Source organism: Lysobacter silvisoli (genome assembly GCF_003382365.1).
GTDB classification, from domain to species: Bacteria; Pseudomonadota; Gammaproteobacteria; order Xanthomonadales; family Xanthomonadaceae; genus Lysobacter; species Lysobacter silvisoli.
On the sequence record NZ_QTSU01000001.1, the window covers coordinates 2,467,289 to 2,482,652 of the forward strand.

Below are 15,364 nucleotides of genomic sequence, written 5' to 3' on the forward strand. Positions count from 1 at the left end.
GTGGTTGGTTCGCGTGCCCTCACCCCAACCCCTCTCCCGCGCAGCGGGAGAGGGGCTCAAGCGCGCGAGAGCCTAGATCTCGACCTGCGCGCCCAGCTCGACCAGGCGGTTGCCGGGAATGCGGAAGAAGCCCGTCGCAGGCGCCGCGTTGCGGTGCATGAAGGCGAACAGGCGGTCGCGCCAGATCGGCATGCCGCGGTGGCGGCTGGCGACCACGGTTTCGCGGCTGGCGAAATAGGTGGTGTCCATGGGATCGAAGTAGATGCCGCCGGCGTCGCAGGAGCGCATCAGCGCCAGCGGCACGTCGGGCACTTCCATGAAGCCGAAGCGGATCAGCACGCGGTAGAAGTCGTCGCCGATGGCCTCGATCTTCAGCCGCTTCTCGCGCGGCGCGTGCGGCACGTTCAGCGTTTCCACGGTCAGGAACACGTTGCGCTCGTGCAGCACCTTGTTGTGCTTGAGGTTGTGCAGCAGCGCATGCGGCACCACGCCCTTGTCGGCGGTCATGAACACCGCGGTGCCGGGCACGCGCACCGGCGGGGCCAGCATCAGGCCGGGCAGGAAGCTGTCGAGCTGGATGCCTTCCTTGCGCACTTCCTCGTGCAGCAGCTCGCGGCCGCGGCGCCAGGTGCGCATGACGGTGAACACGGTCAGGCCCAGCACCACCGGGAACCAGGCGCCCTCGAAGAACTTGGCGCCGTTGGCGATGACGAAGCCCACGTCGACGATGAAGAACACCACGCACAGCGGCAGCACCCAGGTGCGCCAGCGCGGCCACAGCGCGCGCGCGACCAGGGCCAGCAGCAGGGTGTCGATCAGCATGGTGGCCGAGACCGAGATGCCGTAGGCGGTGGCCAGCGCGGTGGAGCTGCGGAAGGCCAGGACCACGCCGATCACCGTGATCGCCAGCACCCAGTTGATGTAGGGCACGTAGATCTGGCCGATGGTGTCGTGCGAGGTGTGCTTGATCTGCATGCGCGGGATGTAGCCCAACTGCATGGCCTGGCGCGCCACCGAGAAGGCGCCGGTGATGACCGCCTGCGAGGCGATCACCGCGGCCATGGTGGCCAGCACGATCATCGGGTACAGCGCCCAGGCCGGCACCGCCTCGAAGAACGGGTTGCGCACCGCGTCGGGGTGGTCGAGCACGAACGCGCCCTGGCCCAGGTAGTTCAGCATCAGGCAGGGCAGCACCAGGATGTACCAGGCGTAGCGGATCGGGCGCGCGCCGAAGTGGCCCATGTCGGCGTACAGCGCTTCGCCGCCGGTCACCGCCAGCACCACCACGCCCAGGATCAGCACCGAATGCGCGCCGTGGTCGAGGAAGAAGCGCACGCCCCAGATCGGGTTCAGCGCCTTGAGCACTTCCGGCGCGTCGATGATGTTGTGGATGCCGATCGCGGCCAGGGCCAGGAACCAGACCGTGGTGATGGGGCCGAAGATGCGGCCGACCTTCTCGGTGCCGAAGCGCTGGGCCAGGAACACGATCACCAGGATCACCACGGTGATCGGCACGATGAAGCGGTGCAGGCCGGGCGCGGCCACTTCCAGGCCCTCGACCGCGCCGAGCACGGTGATGGCCGGAGTGATCACGCTGTCGCCGAAGAACAGCGAGGCGCCGAAGATGCCCAGAATGCCGACCACGTAGGCCGAGCGCCCGCCCTTGGCCAGGGTGCGCTGGGCCAGGGTCATCAGCGCCATCACGCCGCCCTCGCCCTCGTTGTCGGCGCGCATGATGATGGTCACGTACTTGAGCGTGACCACGATCATCAGCGCCCAGAACACCAGCGACAGGATGCCCAGCACGGTGTCGTGGAATTCCACCGGGCCCACGCCGGGGCCGACCAGGCCGAAGTGCGGCGAGAACGCCTCCTTCAGCGTGTACAGCGGGCTGGTGCCGATGTCGCCGAAGACCACGCCGATCGCGCCGACGACCAGGCCGGCCAGGCCTTTGTTGCCGTGGCCATGGCTATGGCCAGCGGCGTCGTGGCCGGGCTTGCGTTTCGGCGCGGGGGTGGAGGGGACGGTGGAAGCCATGGTTGCTAGGTGCTCCGGGGCGGCGGGAACGCCGCCTTGGGCTCAGCGCAGCGCGGACTTTAGCGCCTTGCGGATGATGGCGGCGGCATCGTCGCCGGCGGCGGTGGCCTCGCGCGCCATGCGCGCGGCCTCGGCGGGCTTGTAGCCCAACTGCTGCAGGGCCACGACGGCCTCGCTCTGCGGATCGGCGGGCACGCCGGCGCTGCCGATGGTCGCGCCGGCGCCGGCGAAGTCCGCGGCGCGGTCGCGCAGCTCCACCACCATGCGCTCGGCGGTCTTCTTGCCGATGCCGGGAATGCGGGTCAGCGCGGTCACGTCGCCGGCCTGGACCAGGCGCGCGAACTCCTCCACCGGCACGCCCGACAGCACGGCCAGGGCGATCTTGGCGCCGATGCCGCTGACCTTCTGCACGTCGCGGAACAGGCGCCGCTCGGTTTCGCGCAGGAAGCCGTACAGCGACACGCTGTCTTCCTTCTGCGCGTAATGGGTAAACAACGCGACTTCGCGGCCCAACTCGGGCAGGTCGTAGAAGGTGCTCATCGGCGCTTCCAGCTCGTAGCCCACGCCGTTGACGTCGACCACGATCCAGGGCGGCGCCTTATGCACCAAGATGCCTTTGAGACGACCGATCACGGACAGGCTCCCATGCGACGGATTCCCCGGGTTCTGGCGCGGCGGCTCATGCGCCGCGCCTGCGCAGCTGCGCGGTGCTCAGGCCGGTGCGCGCCGCCGTAGCGCTCATATGCGCATGGGTCAGCGCCACCGCAAGGGCGTCGGCGGCGTCGGCCTGCAGCTTCATTTCCGGCAGGTTCAGCAGCAGCCGCACCATGTGCTGGATCTGCTGCTTGTCGGCCGCGCCGCGGCCCACCAGTGATTGTTTGATGACCCGCGGCGGGTACTCGCTGATCGGCAAGCGCCGGCGCACCACGGTGGCCAGCGCGGCGCCGCGGGCATGGCCCAGCTTCAGCGCCGAGGTCGCCGATTTGTCCATGAACACCGTTTCGATCGCGACCTGCTGCGGCTGCCATTCCTCCAGCGCCGCCTCCAGGCCCTCGCACAGCAGCCCCAGCCGCGACGGGAAGTCGTCGGCGTCGAGCAGCTTCAGCGCCTGCGCGTGCACGTAGGTGCAACGGCCGTCGGCCGCCACGTCGATGACGCCCAGGCCGGTCCGCTGCGAACCGGGGTCGATGCCGAGGATGCGGATCACGTCGGCGGCTTAGGCGTAGGCGTCGGCGCCGAGTTCGGCGTTGGAATACACGTTCTGCACGTCGTCCAGGTCTTCCAGCCAGCCCAGCAGCTTGACCACCTGCTGCGCGGTCTCGCCGCTCACGGCGATGTCGTTCTCGGCGCGGTAGGTGACCTCGGCCTGCTCGGGCCTGAGCCCGGCGGCTTCCATCGCGGCCTTGACCTCGGCGAAGGCCTCCGGCGCGGTCAGCACGTCGATGGAGCCGTCGTCGGGGTAGACCACCACGTCGTCGGCGCCGGCCTCGATTGCGGCCTCGGTCACCCGGTCCTCGTCCGAACCGGCCGGGAACCAGAGCACGCCGCGCTTGGCGAACAGGAACGCGACCGAGCCGTCGGTGCCCAGGTTGCCGCCGAACTTGCCGAAGGCGTGGCGCACATCGGCCACGGTGCGCACGCGATTGTCGGTCAGGCAGTCCACGATCACCGCCACGCCGCCGGGCGCGTAGCCCTCGTAGCGCACTTCTTCGTATTCCACGCCTTCCAGCGTACCGGTGGCCTTCTTGACCGCACGCTCGATCACGTCCTTGGACATGTTCGCCGACAGCGCCTTGTCGATGGCGCTGCGCAGGCTGGGATTGCCGCCCGGATCGCCGCCGCCGCGGCGCGCGGCGACGCTGATCTCGCGGATGATCTTGGTGAAGATCTTGCCGCGGCGCGCGTCCTCGGCGTTCTTGCGCGCTTCGATCGACGGACCTCTACCCATGGCGTTACCGGCTCAATCTGTGAACAAGCCGGCGATTTTACTCGATAGCGGGTAATTACCGGGCGGCGGCGCCCGCCGGCGCCGGCCGCAGGCGGCCGTGGCGGAAGAAGGCCGCCGCCATCGCCGCGGCCTCGGGCGAGAACAGCAGGCCGGTATGGCTGGCCGGGATCACCGCATGGTCGGCCAGCCCGTCCAGGCGGGTCTCGGCCACGGACACCGTGCCGTCGTTGTCGCCATCGAAGCCGGCGAACAGGCGGCCCAGGCCGTGCGGGCTGCTGCCGGCGATCACCGCCACCTCGGCGCGGCCGCGCCAGGGTGGGCAGCCGCGCTGCAGCAGCTGGGCGCTGCGGCCCAGCGCGGCCAGGGTCCAGGGGCGCCGGGCCAGCCCGCCGGCGGCGGCGCTGCCGCACAGCGGCGAGCCCAGGCAGACCACCCGACGCACCGGCAGCTGCGGGTGCGCGGTCAGCGCGCTCAGGGTCATCAGGCCGCCCAGGCTGTGCGCCAGCACGTGGCAGGGCTCGGCCGACAATCGCCGCACCAGCGGCGGCAGCGCCGCATCCGGGCCGCCGCCGGCGCCGGGGTAGGCGTAGATCTCCGGCACGTAGCCGGCCGCGGCCAGGCGCTGGGCCATCCAGCGCATCGACAGGCCCGGCATCCAGATGCCGTGCAACAGCACCACCCGTTGCGTCTGCGCTGCCGTCATCGCGTCGATCCCTGTCCGGTCCGGCTAACGATATCGGGGCCGCCCCGATGCCAGGCAAGTCGCGCGGCTCGCGCCGCGCCTGGACGCAGCGTGACCGCGCTAGCGGAACGGTTGTCCCACCGGCGGGCCGGCGCGGATTGTGATGCCGCGCCTAGGCGGCCGCGCCGCGCGGCGGCCAGCATCGCCGCTCCCCACCCCCACGGAGTCCACATGGACCTGCGATCCGTATTGCCCGCAGCGCTCGCCCTGGCCCTGGCCGCCCTGCCCGCCCGCGCCGGCGAGCTGCTGCCCGCGCAGAGCAACGACGACCTCAACAACCCGCACCGCGGCTTCCTGCTGTGGGGCACCACGGTCGGCGCCGACGGCGGCCTGCCGGACAACCACTACGGCGCCTCGATCTACCAGATCTACCTGCCCTGGCGCGAAGTGGAGACCGCCGATGAACAGTACGACTGGGACGGCTTCGAGCGGCGCCACCTGGCGCCGATCCTGGCCGAAGACCCCAACGCCACCTTCGTGCTGCGGCCGGTGGCCGACTACCCCGACAGCGTGGGCAACAACATCCACCACTACTACGACGCCGAGCAGCCCGAGCGCGATTACCCCAAGTTCCTGGGCCTGCCGCCGCTGAACGTCGCCGGCCGCAGCTACAGCAACTGCGGCGGCGACGGCCCCGGCGTGGCGCCGGACTACAACAGCCCGGCCATGCGCGAGCAGCTGCAGCAGTTCGTGCGCGCCTTCGCCGCGCGCTACGACGGCGACCCGCGCATCACCGCCGTGCACGTGGGCCTGCTCGGCTTCTGGGGCGAATGGCACACCTCCGGCTGCGCCAGCTACGAGCCCGACGCGACCACGCGCGCGCTGGTGCGCGAGGCCTACGTCGCCGCGTTCCGGCAGACCCCGCTGCACACGCGCTACGCCCGCGCCAGCGACGTGGGCGGCGCCGGCTTCGGTTTCAGCGAGGACTTCTTCCCCTCGTTCACCGCGCGCTGCAACGCCTACACGCCCAAGCTGCCGCGCTGCGACGACACCGGCTGGTGGAACCTGGAATGGGGCTATCAGAACGAGGTGCCGGCGGCACGCGAGAACTGGCGCCAGAACCCTATCGGCGGGGAAAGCCCGTATGCCGATCAGAAGCGCAGCTGGACCGACCGCACCGCCGACATCGTCAAGCTGGTGCGCGACTACCACCTGACCTGGCTGGGCCCGGCCGGGCAGCACGAGAACACCGGCACCGCCGCGTTCCGCGCCAAGCTGGTCGGCATCAAGCGCGCGCTGGGCTACGAGTTCACCGTGCGCCGCGTGGCCTGGGCCGACACCACGACGGCCGGCGCCGCCCTGCCGGTCACGCTGAGCATCCAGAACACCGGCGTGGCGCCGCTGTATCAGGTCTACCAGGCCGAGCTGCATTGGCTGGATGCGGCCGGCACGGTGCGGGCCAAGTCGGTGCTGGACTATCCGCTGACCGGGTTGCTGCCCGGCGCCGCGCACAGCGCCGAGCTGCAGGCTACCGTGCCCGCGTCGCTGGCGCCGGGGCGCTACACGCTGAAGCTGGCGCTGGCCGACAGCTGGCCGGGGCGCCGCGCGATCGCGCCGCAGAACGTCGGGCGCGACAGTGCGCGGCGGTTGACGCTGGGAGCGGTGGACGTAACGGCGGCGCGTTGAGCGTTGCCCGTGGGAGCGGCGAATGCCGCTCCCGCAATCGCCGCGCGCCGCTTGCTGCCTTGGGGTAGGAGCGACGTGAGTCGCGACCACGCCGTAGCCCAAGCACGCGGTCGCGGCTCACGCCGCTCCTACCCCGGAGCAACAAAACATGTGCCGGCAGCGACCAAAGTTCCTGTAGGAGCGGCGCGAGCCGCGACCACGACAAAGCGAACGGCGGCGCAAGCGGCGAGGCCGGTGGAATCGCTATTACGCAGCAGCCGAAACATGGCGGTCGCGGCTTGCGCCGCTCCTACCCCGCAACAGGGCTGCCAGCCGGGCGCCGCAGGATGTATTCGTGATCGCGGGTGTCGCCGACCACGAATTCGTAATCGCCCACGTGGACGAAACCGTGGCGGGCGTAGAAGCGCTGGGCGCCGTGGTTTTCCGACCACACGCCGATCCACAGCGTGCGCGGGCCGTCGCGCAGCAGCCAGTCCAGCGCCGTCTGGAACAAGCGCCCGCCCCAGCCGCCGTTCTGCGCCTCGCGCAGCACGTACAGGCGCTTGAGTTCGCCGTCGCCGGGCGCGACCTCGGCGTGCGGCAGGCCGCAGGGACCGGCCAGGGCATGGCCCACGGCGATGCCGTCGCGCTCCAGCAGCCACACCGCGCACTGCGGATCGGCCAGGGGGCGCGCCTGCGCCTGCAGCGAGTAGCTGTCGTCGAGGAAGCGCTGCAGATGCTCCGGCGGGTACAGATGGCCGAAGGTTTCGCTGAAAGTGCGCGACGCCAGGTCGGACAACAACGTCGCGTCGGCGGGGCCGGCGCGGCGAATGGCGTAGACGGGCGTGGCGTTCATCGTAGGACCGCGCAGGAACGAACGCCGTCCGGACCCGGCTTAGGCCGGATCCTTCGGCCGCACCATCACATGCACTTCGGCCAGCTGCGCGTCCGGGATCGGCGACGGCGCGCCGGTCATCAGGCACTGCGCGGTGGTGGTCTTGGGGAAGGCGATCACGTCGCGGATCGACTCGGTGCCGGCCATCAGCGCGGCGATGCGGTCGATGCCGAAGGCGATGCCGCCGTGCGGCGGCGCGCCGTACTTGAGCGCGTCGAGCAGGAAGCCGAACTTGGCCTCGGCTTCTTCCGCGCCGATGCCGAGCAGGTCGAACACCGCCGACTGCATCTGCGGGCGGTGGATGCGGATCGAACCGCCGCCGATCTCGTTGCCGTTGAGCACCATGTCGTAACCGCGCGACACGGCGGTCTTGGCGTTGGCGCGCAGGTCGGCGATGTCGTCCACGGCCGGCGCGGTGAAGGGGTGGTGCAGGGCCACGTAGCGCTGCGCCTCTTCGTCCCACTCGAACATCGGGAAGTCGGTGACCCACAGCGGCTTCCAGCCCTCGCCGACCAGGCCCAGGTCCTTGCCCAGCTTCAGGCGCAGCGCGCCCATGAAGTCGCTGGCGGTCTTGGCGTCGGCGGCGCCGAAGAAGATCATGTCGCCGGTTTGCGCGCCGGCGGCCGCGACGATCGCGGCCAGGGTGGCGTCGTCGAAGAACTTGGCGATCGGCGAGTTGATGCCCTCGCGGCCCTTGCCGGCGTCCTCGATCTTCATCCAGGCCAGGCCCTTGGCGCCGTGCTTGGCCGCATGCGCGCCGGCCTCGTCGATCTGCTTGCGCGACCAGCCCGCGGCGCCCGGCGCGCGCAGCGCGATCACCCGGCCGTCGGCGTGGTTGGCCCAGTCGGTGAAGACCTTGAACTCGCAGTTCTTGACCAGCTCGGCGATGTCGGCGAATTCCAGGTCGATGCGCAGGTCGGGCTTGTCCGAACCGTAGCGGCGCATGGCCTCGGCATAGGTCATGCGCGGGAACTGCGCGTCCAGCTCCACGCCGATGGTGTCCTTGAACACCACGCGGATCATGTCCTCCACGGTGTCCTGCACGTCGCGCTCGGACACCCAGGCGAATTCCATGTCCAGCTGGGTGAATTCCAGCTGGCGATCGGCGCGCAGGGCTTCGTCGCGGAAGCAGCGCGCGATCTGGTAATAGCGGTCGAAGCCGGCCACCATCAGGATCTGCTTGAACAGCTGCGGCGACTGCGGCAGCGCGTAGAACTCGCCCGGATGCATGCGCGCCGGCACCAGGAAGTCGCGTGCGCCCTCGGGCGTGGCCTTGGTCAGGATCGGGGTCTCGATGTCCTGAAAGCCGCGCTCGTCCAGCCAGCGGCGCAGCGACTGCACCAGGCGGATGCGCGTGCGCATCATCTTCTGCATCTCCGGACGGCGCAGGTCCAGGTAGCGGTAGGTCAGGCGGGTTTCCTCGCCGGCATTCTCGTGGGCGTGGAACGGCAGCGGCTCGGCCTTGTTCAGCACTTCGATCCGCGACGGCAGCACTTCGACCTTGCCGCTGCGGATCTTCTCGTTGGCCGCGCCGCGCGCGCGCACGGTGCCGGTCACGCGGACGCAGCTCTCCACGCTCAGATCGCTGGCGGCCTTGAACAGCTCGCCCATGTCCGAGTCGACCACGATCTGGACCACGCCTTCGTGATCGCGCAGATCGGTGAACACCACGTGGCTCTGGACGCGGTTGGTGTTGACCCAGCCGCACAGGGTGACGGTCTGGCCGATCAGCGCCTCGTCGACGAGGCCGCAGAAGTGGGTACGCATGAAAACTCCGGGATCGAAACGGCGGCCGGCGGCGGGGCCGGCACGGTGGGGGGCGCCAGGCGGGGCCGGCGCGTCCCGGCCGGGGCCGGGAACACGCTATCTTAACGGCTCCGGCCGGTTACTTGTCCGGCCCCGCGCCTTCGGGCTGCATTCCCTACGTATCCGTTCCGCCCTCGTTCCGTCTGCACGACCGGCCGCGGCCCGGACCGCCGCGCGCATCATCCGGCTGGGGGAAAGGCCATGCTGAAACTGCTCAAACCGCTGTCGCTGGCGCTGTGCCTGGCCGCCCTGGCCACGCCCGCGCTGGTCCAGGCCCAGGTGCAAACCCGCGCCTACGCGCCCGAGAACCTGCGCACCCTGTCGCACAACGACCAGGTGCGGGTGATCAGCCTGGAATATTCCGAACAGTCCGGCGGCCGCCGCATCCCGGACGATCAGTTGCGCTTCTACCTGGACCAGGTCAACCGTTCCAACTGGACCTTCAGCCGGATCAAGTCCGACATCGCCACATCCTTGGGCGGCGGCGGAGTCGGCCCGGGCCCGCAGCCCGGCGGCAGCATCCGCTGCGAAAGCACCGACGGCCGCCCGCGCACCTGCCGCGCGCCTTGGAACGGCTATTCGCGGCTGCTGCGGCAGCTGTCCAAGACGCCCTGCACCGAGGGCCAGACCTGGCAGTCGCGCGACGGCAACATCTATGTCAGCGGCGGCTGCCGCGGCGAGTTCGGGCCCGGCCTGAGCCCGCCGGTGCCGCCGGTGGGCCAGACCGTGCGCTGCGAGAGCAACGACGGCCGCCCGCGCACCTGCCAGGTGCCGTGGAACGGGCGCACCCGGCTGTCGCGGCAGTTGTCCAGCTCGGCCTGCGTCGAAGGCCGCAGCTGGCAGCAGCAGAACGGCAGCGTCTGGGTCAGCCAGGGCTGCCGCGCCGAGTTCGTGGCCGACTACCAGGTGCAGCCGCCGGTGGGCGGGCGCCGGGTCAGCTGCTCCAGCAACGACAACCGCACCACCACCTGCGCCTGGCCGCCGGGTTACGGCGTGCCCCGCCTGATCCAGCAGGTTTCCCGCCAGCCCTGCATCCAGGGCCAGACCTGGGGCATCAGCTCGGCCACCGCGATCTGGGTCAGCCGCGGCTGCCGCGGCGTGTTCGGCAACTGAGTGAGCGCCGGCGCGGCGGGCGCCGGGCCGGCGTCCGCTGCGTTCAGTCGGCCGAGGCGGCGGGCTTGGCCGCCGGCTTGGTCTCGGTCTTGGCCGGCTCGCTCTTGGCCGGTTCGGGCTTGCTCTCGGCCGGTTTGGCCGCGGCGGTGCCGCCGTCGACCAGGTTGCGCTTCTTGTCCCCGTCCTTCTTGAAGTCGGTTTCGTACCAGCCGCCGCCGGCCAGGCGGAACTGCGGCGCGGTCAGCTGCCGGCCCACGGCCTCGGCGCCGCAGGACGGGCAGGCGCTGGGGTCGGCGTCGGACAGCTTCTGCAGGCGGTCGAAGCTATGGCCGCAGGCATTGCACTGGAAGGCGTAGATGGGCATCGCGATTCGGGTCTTTCGGGGACGGACGACGGGGACAGTGGGGGCGAACCTGGCCGATTCAACCATAACCAGGCTGGCCGGCAGGCCCGGGGCCGAGGGCGTCCGGCAGGCGCCGTCGGTGCAGCGGTAGTAATTGGGCCGCACCCCGGTACTCACCGCCTGATAGGGACCGGTATAGCCGGCCGGCTTCTGCTCGAACTGCAGGTGCAGGTCCTCGATCCCGTACCAGCCGTCGCCGACCCGCTTGAGCGGCTGGAAGTAGCGCACCCGCGAGGGCGCGCAGGTCAGCGCCCCGGCCGCGAAGGCGCTGGCGCAGTCGCGAACGCTGCGCTGGCCTTCGCGGCGGTCGAAAACGGCGCTGCTGTAGGTCTGATAGATCCGGCCGTCCACCGTCTCCCAGCGCAGGGGCGCGCCGCGGGGACCGCTGCCATACCCGTTCTCGCGCTGTTGGCCGTCGCCACCGGCATCGTGCTGGAATTCCAGCGTGTGGTGCGGGTTCGGGTACATGGTCGCCGCGATCTGCGCCGAGGCCGGGATCCAGGTGCCTACGGCCTGCCCGGCCTGGAACGGCACGTCGCCGATCGCCAGGGACCCGCTCACGCCCGTCCAAACCTGCCCGGCGGTGGCGCCGGAATTGCCGGTGGCCAGATAGACCACGGTGTCGACGGTCTCGTCGTCGCCGTCGATGCTCCAGTAGCGCAGCGTCGCCAGCGGCGTGCGCACCAACAATTGATTGCGCTCGACGGACCAGTCGAAGGCGACGCCGCCGCCCGCAGCCTGCGGCCGCATGTAAGCGTCGATCTTGGGGCCATGGTCCTCGGTAGCGCCGCTGCCGCCCGGATCGAAGCGGTGCTGGGCGAAGTCGCAGGTTTCCAGGCGTTGACCGCTGGCGAACAGCACGTTGCTCCTGACACAGGGCCAGGGCAAGGCACGCCGGCTGGGCGCCGAGGTCCAGGCGCCGGTGCGCGCGACCTGCTGCAGGTCGGACCCCGACCACAGACGGATCTCGATATACGGGTCCAGCGTCGTCCCCGGCCGGTCGACGGAGGTTCGGTTCCACTGCTCGCGCGCCACCCACAATCCGTGACGGTCGCCGTCGAACAGGCGCCGCAGCACGACGCGATCCAGGCTCAATCGCACGCGCTCGACCGCCTCGTAGCGCTCGTACACGCGCGGAGCGAGCGGCGACAGCCGCACGTCCCCCGAGGCGTTCAGTTCCGTGCGATAGCGCACCGGCGCTTCCTCGGTCTGGCCCGTGTACCAGCCGTAGCTGCCGTCGGTATTGCCCAGCAGCAGCTGCGGCTCGTTGGCGAACACCGGGTAGTTGTCGCGCTGGACCGTGGCCATCAGCAGCAGCTGCAGCGGCAGCTCGGACAAGGACGACAGCGGCGCGTGGCCGATTTGCTGGAACATCGCCTCGGCGCTGGGAGAGCGCCCGTTCTGACTATCGATCCATTGGCTGTAGGCGGCTTCGTTCTCCAGCAGTTGCTGACCGTCGGCATAGCCCGGGGGCAGCGCGACCGCGCCGGAGGCGACGCCGTCGAGCAGGGCACGCGCCTCGAATACGTCTTCGCCGAACAGGCTGCGGCTGGCGCGCTCGAACTCCTGGTCGCTGACCGCATCGCGGCCCTCGAGCGCGTAACGCACCAGGAAGGCCAGCGCGCTGCTCAAGGGCGACACGCGCAGCGTCTGCAGCTCGCTGGCCTCGACCCGGCGATCGCCGCCCGAACGCGCGACCAGCTTGGCGAAGCTGCCGACGATGCTGCGATAGCGCACGCGCTGCGAACGCACCTCCACGCTGACCATGTCGGCGCGGTCCAGCGCGTCGATCGTGGCCAGGTAGCCGCTGCCGTGGATCTGGCCGTTGAAGCTGCGGCTGCCGACTCGGACCAGGATGGCTTCCGGCGCAGCGCCGGGCGCCAGGCCCAGGATTTCGCCCGAGATCGTCAGCGCGATCGGCGGCAGCTTGGGCTGCGAGCCGTGCGCCTCGATCGGCTCGGCGGACTCGCCGGGCAGCGCCTGCGCGATCGTACCGGCACGCGCGAGCGCGAGCTGGAAAGCCTTGTGAAACACCGGCGACGCGAACGCGGCCACGACTACGGCCACAGCGATCGCCGCGAGCCACTTCTTGTTCCAGCGCATTCGCATCCCCAATGCAAACCGCACGGGACCATCCCCGAGCGCGCGCGGCAATCTAACCCATGGCGCGCGTGGGGGGGACGCTACGCGGCGCCGGTTACGCCGACTTTGCCGCCAGCGGGGGTTTTTTGCGCCGAACCGGTCGTATCGGCACGCGCCCTGGGCGCAGCTTAGAATTCCGGCTCGCTCCCGGCCGGCCGCACGCGGCCGCCGTCACTAGGAACCGCATGTCCCGAAACCTCTGGCTGGGGCTGGCGATCGGCCTCACTGCCGCCGCATTGGCCGCTACCTTCGTCTTCGAACCCACCGCTCTGCGCCGCAAGCCCGCCGTGCCCGAGCGCACGCCGCTGGGCTGGGCCGGACAGCTGCAATTGCGCGCCGGCGACGGCGTATCGGGCTGGCGCGACGGCGCCGCCGCGCAGGCGCGTTTCGCCGACCCTTACGGTCTGGCGCTGGGCCGCGACGGCACCGTCTATGTCGCCGATGCCGGCGACAACAACCGCATCCGCGCGATCCGCGCCGACGGCAGCGTGGTCACGCTGGCCGGTGCCGACGAAGGCTTCCGCGACGGCGTCGGCGCAGCGGCGGCATTCGACACGCCCTCGGGCATCGCCCTGGACGCGGCCGGCAATCTCTACATCGCCGACACCGGCAACCACGCCATCCGCAAGCTCGATCCGCAGGGCCGGGTCAGCACCCTGGCCGGCGACGGCACGGCCGGTTACCGCGACGGCCCGGGCGCGCAGGCGCGCTTCAACGGCCCGGTCGGCGTGGCCTTGGACAAGCAAGGCAACGTCTATGTGGCCGACACCTACAACGACCGCATCCGGGTGATCCGGCGCGACGGTCAGGTGCTCACCCTGGCCGGCGGCGACCAGCCCGGTTACCAGGACGGTCCCGGCCCGCTCGCGCGCTTCGACACGCCCACCGGCCTGGCGCTGGACCGGCACGGCCGCGTCTACGTCGCCGACACCCGCAACAATGCGATCCGCCGCATCGGCCTGGACGGCGCGGTGGACACGGTGCTGCGCACGCAAGCCGAAGACCCGTCAACCGCGCTGCGGCGCCCGCTGAGCCTGGCGCTCACCCACGACAGCGTGCTCTACATCGGCGAAATGGCGCGCGGCCGCGTGCTGCAGCTGGGCCTGGACCGGCAGATGCACGTGGTCAGCGGCGCCACCCAGGCCCAGCGCCTGGCGCGTCCGTCGGCCTTGGCCCTGGCGCCCGACGGCAGCCTGGTGGTGGCCGATGCGCAGAGCTACCGCGTGCACCGCTTGGCGCCCGCGCCGACGGCGGATGCGCCGCCGGTGGTCGGCGCGGCCGGCCCTTCGCCGCAGAACCCGCTACCGCGCAGCGAAGGCCGCTGGCCGCTGGCGCCGCAGTACGCCTGGCACGAAGTGGTGGGCACGCTGGGCGAGGTACGTGGCGACGGCGGCAGCGAAGCGCGCCATCACTTGCACGGCGGCCTGGATATCGCCGGCGATGTCGGCCAGCCGGTGCTGGCCATCGCCGACGGCAAGGTCAGCAACCCCAACAGCTCCTGGGGCCTGGGCGAGCTCGGCGAAGGCATGGCCCTGGACGCGCTGTCCTACATCCACATGCGCGTGGGCCGCAAAGCCAACGGCGATCCGATCGATCCGGCGCGCTTCCAGGCGCTGCTGGATGAGGAAGGCAAGCTGCGGCGCATGCGCGTGCAGCGCGGCACCCGCTTCCGCGTGGGCGATACCCTGGGCACGATCAACCCGATGGCGCACGTGCACCTGGTGCTGGGCGCCAGCGGCTACGAGCGCAATGCGATGGTCTTGGATTTCGCCGGCTTCAGCGACCGCTACGCGCCGCAGATCGAACGCATCGCCCTGCTCGACGCGCTCGCGCAACCGCTGCAGGAGCGCGAGGACGGCCGCCTGCTGGTGGCGCGCGACGGCGGCGGCCTGCAGATCGTGGTCGACGCCTGGGACCAGGTGGACCGCAATCTGCCGCGCCGCCGGCTTGGGCTGTACGCGCTGGGCTACCAGTGGCTGGACGCCGCGGGCCAGCCGTTGCCCGGCTACGAAGCGCCGGTGGTCAATCTGCGCTTCGAGCGCATGCCGGCCGAGGACGAAGCCACCCAGATCGTCTACGCCGACGGCAGCGGCGTGACCGTACACGGCAGCGCGATCACCCGCTTCCGCTACGTGCTTACCAACACCGCCCGCGACGGGCGGTTGGCGGTGGGAGCGTGGCAGCCGGAAACCTTGCCGCCGGGCGACTACATCTTGCGCATCACCGCGCAGGACTACAGCGGCAACGCGGCGCAGTCGCGGCGGGATTTGGAAGTGCGCGTGCGTTGAGATCGCAGCGCCGGACCGTGGATGACGGCGCAAGATCGCAGCTTCGCGTGCCCTCACCCCAACCCCTCTCCCGCAAGCGGGAGAGGGGCTAAAGCACAAGCGGCGTCGGATGCATCCCCTCTCCCGCTTGCGGGAGAGGGCTAGGGTGAGGGGGTGAGCGCGCAGCGCGAATGCTCTTGATCGGGCATCGAACTCTCCACCCCAATAGAAGACCCGAAGAGCCTGCCCCCGCGAAGGCGGGGGGCGGCGCACAGGACGTGCGCCGTTTTCCGCTCGGGCAGGAGGCCCGATCGGAAAATCCCGGCGCGCGCTTCGATCTCGCAGGGGAGCTCTGTCCAAGGACAGCGTTTTTCTTTGGTTACTTTCTTTTGACGCTTATCAAAAG

Annotated in this window: 10 protein-coding genes and 1 pseudogene; 3 read left to right on the forward strand and 8 right to left on the reverse strand. The window is 70.6% G+C overall.

Going from position 1 to position 15,364, the window contains the following annotated elements; all coding sequences use genetic code 11:
• Positions 1-72: 72 nt before the first annotated feature.
• From DX914_RS10905 to DX914_RS10925, 5 genes and pseudogenes are all read right to left on the reverse strand, one after another.
• Entirely contained in the window at positions 73-2,037 is a 1,965-nt protein-coding gene (locus DX914_RS10905; protein ID WP_115858993.1) for a potassium transporter Kup, read from the reverse strand.
• Positions 2,038-2,079: 42 nt separating this feature from the next.
• Entirely contained in the window at positions 2,080-2,670 is a 591-nt protein-coding gene (gene ruvA, locus DX914_RS10910) for a Holliday junction branch migration protein RuvA (RefSeq protein ID WP_115858994.1), read from the reverse strand.
• Positions 2,671-2,716: 46 nt separating this feature from the next.
• Positions 2,717-3,244, reverse strand: a complete 528-nt coding sequence (gene ruvC / locus DX914_RS10915; RefSeq protein WP_115858995.1) for a crossover junction endodeoxyribonuclease RuvC — start codon at positions 3,242-3,244, stop codon at positions 2,717-2,719.
• Between the two features lie 9 nt (positions 3,245-3,253).
• Positions 3,254-3,985: a YebC/PmpR family DNA-binding transcriptional regulator gene (locus DX914_RS10920; RefSeq protein ID WP_115858996.1), complete on the reverse strand. Its 732-nt coding sequence runs from the start codon at positions 3,983-3,985 to the stop codon at positions 3,254-3,256.
• Between the two features lie 55 nt (positions 3,986-4,040).
• A pseudogene (locus tag DX914_RS10925) lies at positions 4,041-4,722 on the reverse strand (esterase/lipase family protein).
• A 176-nt stretch (positions 4,723-4,898) separates the two neighbouring features.
• Here DX914_RS10925 and DX914_RS10930 point away from each other — a divergent pair.
• Positions 4,899-6,353 (forward strand): DUF4832 domain-containing protein, encoded by a 1,455-nt coding sequence (locus DX914_RS10930; RefSeq protein ID WP_115858997.1) that lies wholly within the window; start codon positions 4,899-4,901, stop codon positions 6,351-6,353.
• A gap of 289 nt (positions 6,354-6,642) precedes the next feature.
• Here DX914_RS10930 and DX914_RS10935 read toward each other — a convergent pair whose 3' ends face one another.
• Both DX914_RS10935 and aspS read right to left on the reverse strand, forming a co-directional pair.
• Positions 6,643-7,188, reverse strand: coding sequence for a GNAT family N-acetyltransferase (locus DX914_RS10935; protein WP_115858998.1), 546 nt, complete (start codon positions 7,186-7,188; stop codon positions 6,643-6,645).
• Positions 7,189-7,227: 39 nt separating this feature from the next.
• On the reverse strand, positions 7,228-8,994 hold the full coding sequence (gene aspS / locus DX914_RS10940) for an aspartate--tRNA ligase (RefSeq protein ID WP_115858999.1): 1,767 nt from the start codon (positions 8,992-8,994) through the stop codon (positions 7,228-7,230).
• A gap of 240 nt (positions 8,995-9,234) precedes the next feature.
• On the opposite strand from aspS, the gene DX914_RS10945 reads away from it, so the two are divergent.
• The gene (locus DX914_RS10945) at positions 9,235-10,146 is read left to right on the forward strand and encodes a DUF3011 domain-containing protein (protein WP_231118198.1); all 912 of its coding nucleotides are present in this window, start codon (positions 9,235-9,237) and stop codon (positions 10,144-10,146) included.
• A gap of 43 nt (positions 10,147-10,189) precedes the next feature.
• Here DX914_RS10945 and DX914_RS10950 read toward each other — a convergent pair whose 3' ends face one another.
• Complete coding sequence (locus DX914_RS10950) at positions 10,190-10,510, reverse strand: FmdB family zinc ribbon protein (protein ID WP_115859229.1); 321 nt, start codon at positions 10,508-10,510, stop codon at positions 10,190-10,192.
• A gap of 2,366 nt (positions 10,511-12,876) precedes the next feature.
• Between DX914_RS10950 and DX914_RS10955 the strand changes: the two genes are divergently transcribed.
• Positions 12,877-14,979 carry a gluconolaconase gene (locus DX914_RS10955; protein ID WP_115859000.1) on the forward strand — a complete coding sequence of 701 codons (2,103 nt, stop codon included), beginning with the start codon at positions 12,877-12,879 and terminating at the stop codon, positions 14,977-14,979.
• Positions 14,980-15,364: the final 385 nt, after the last annotated feature.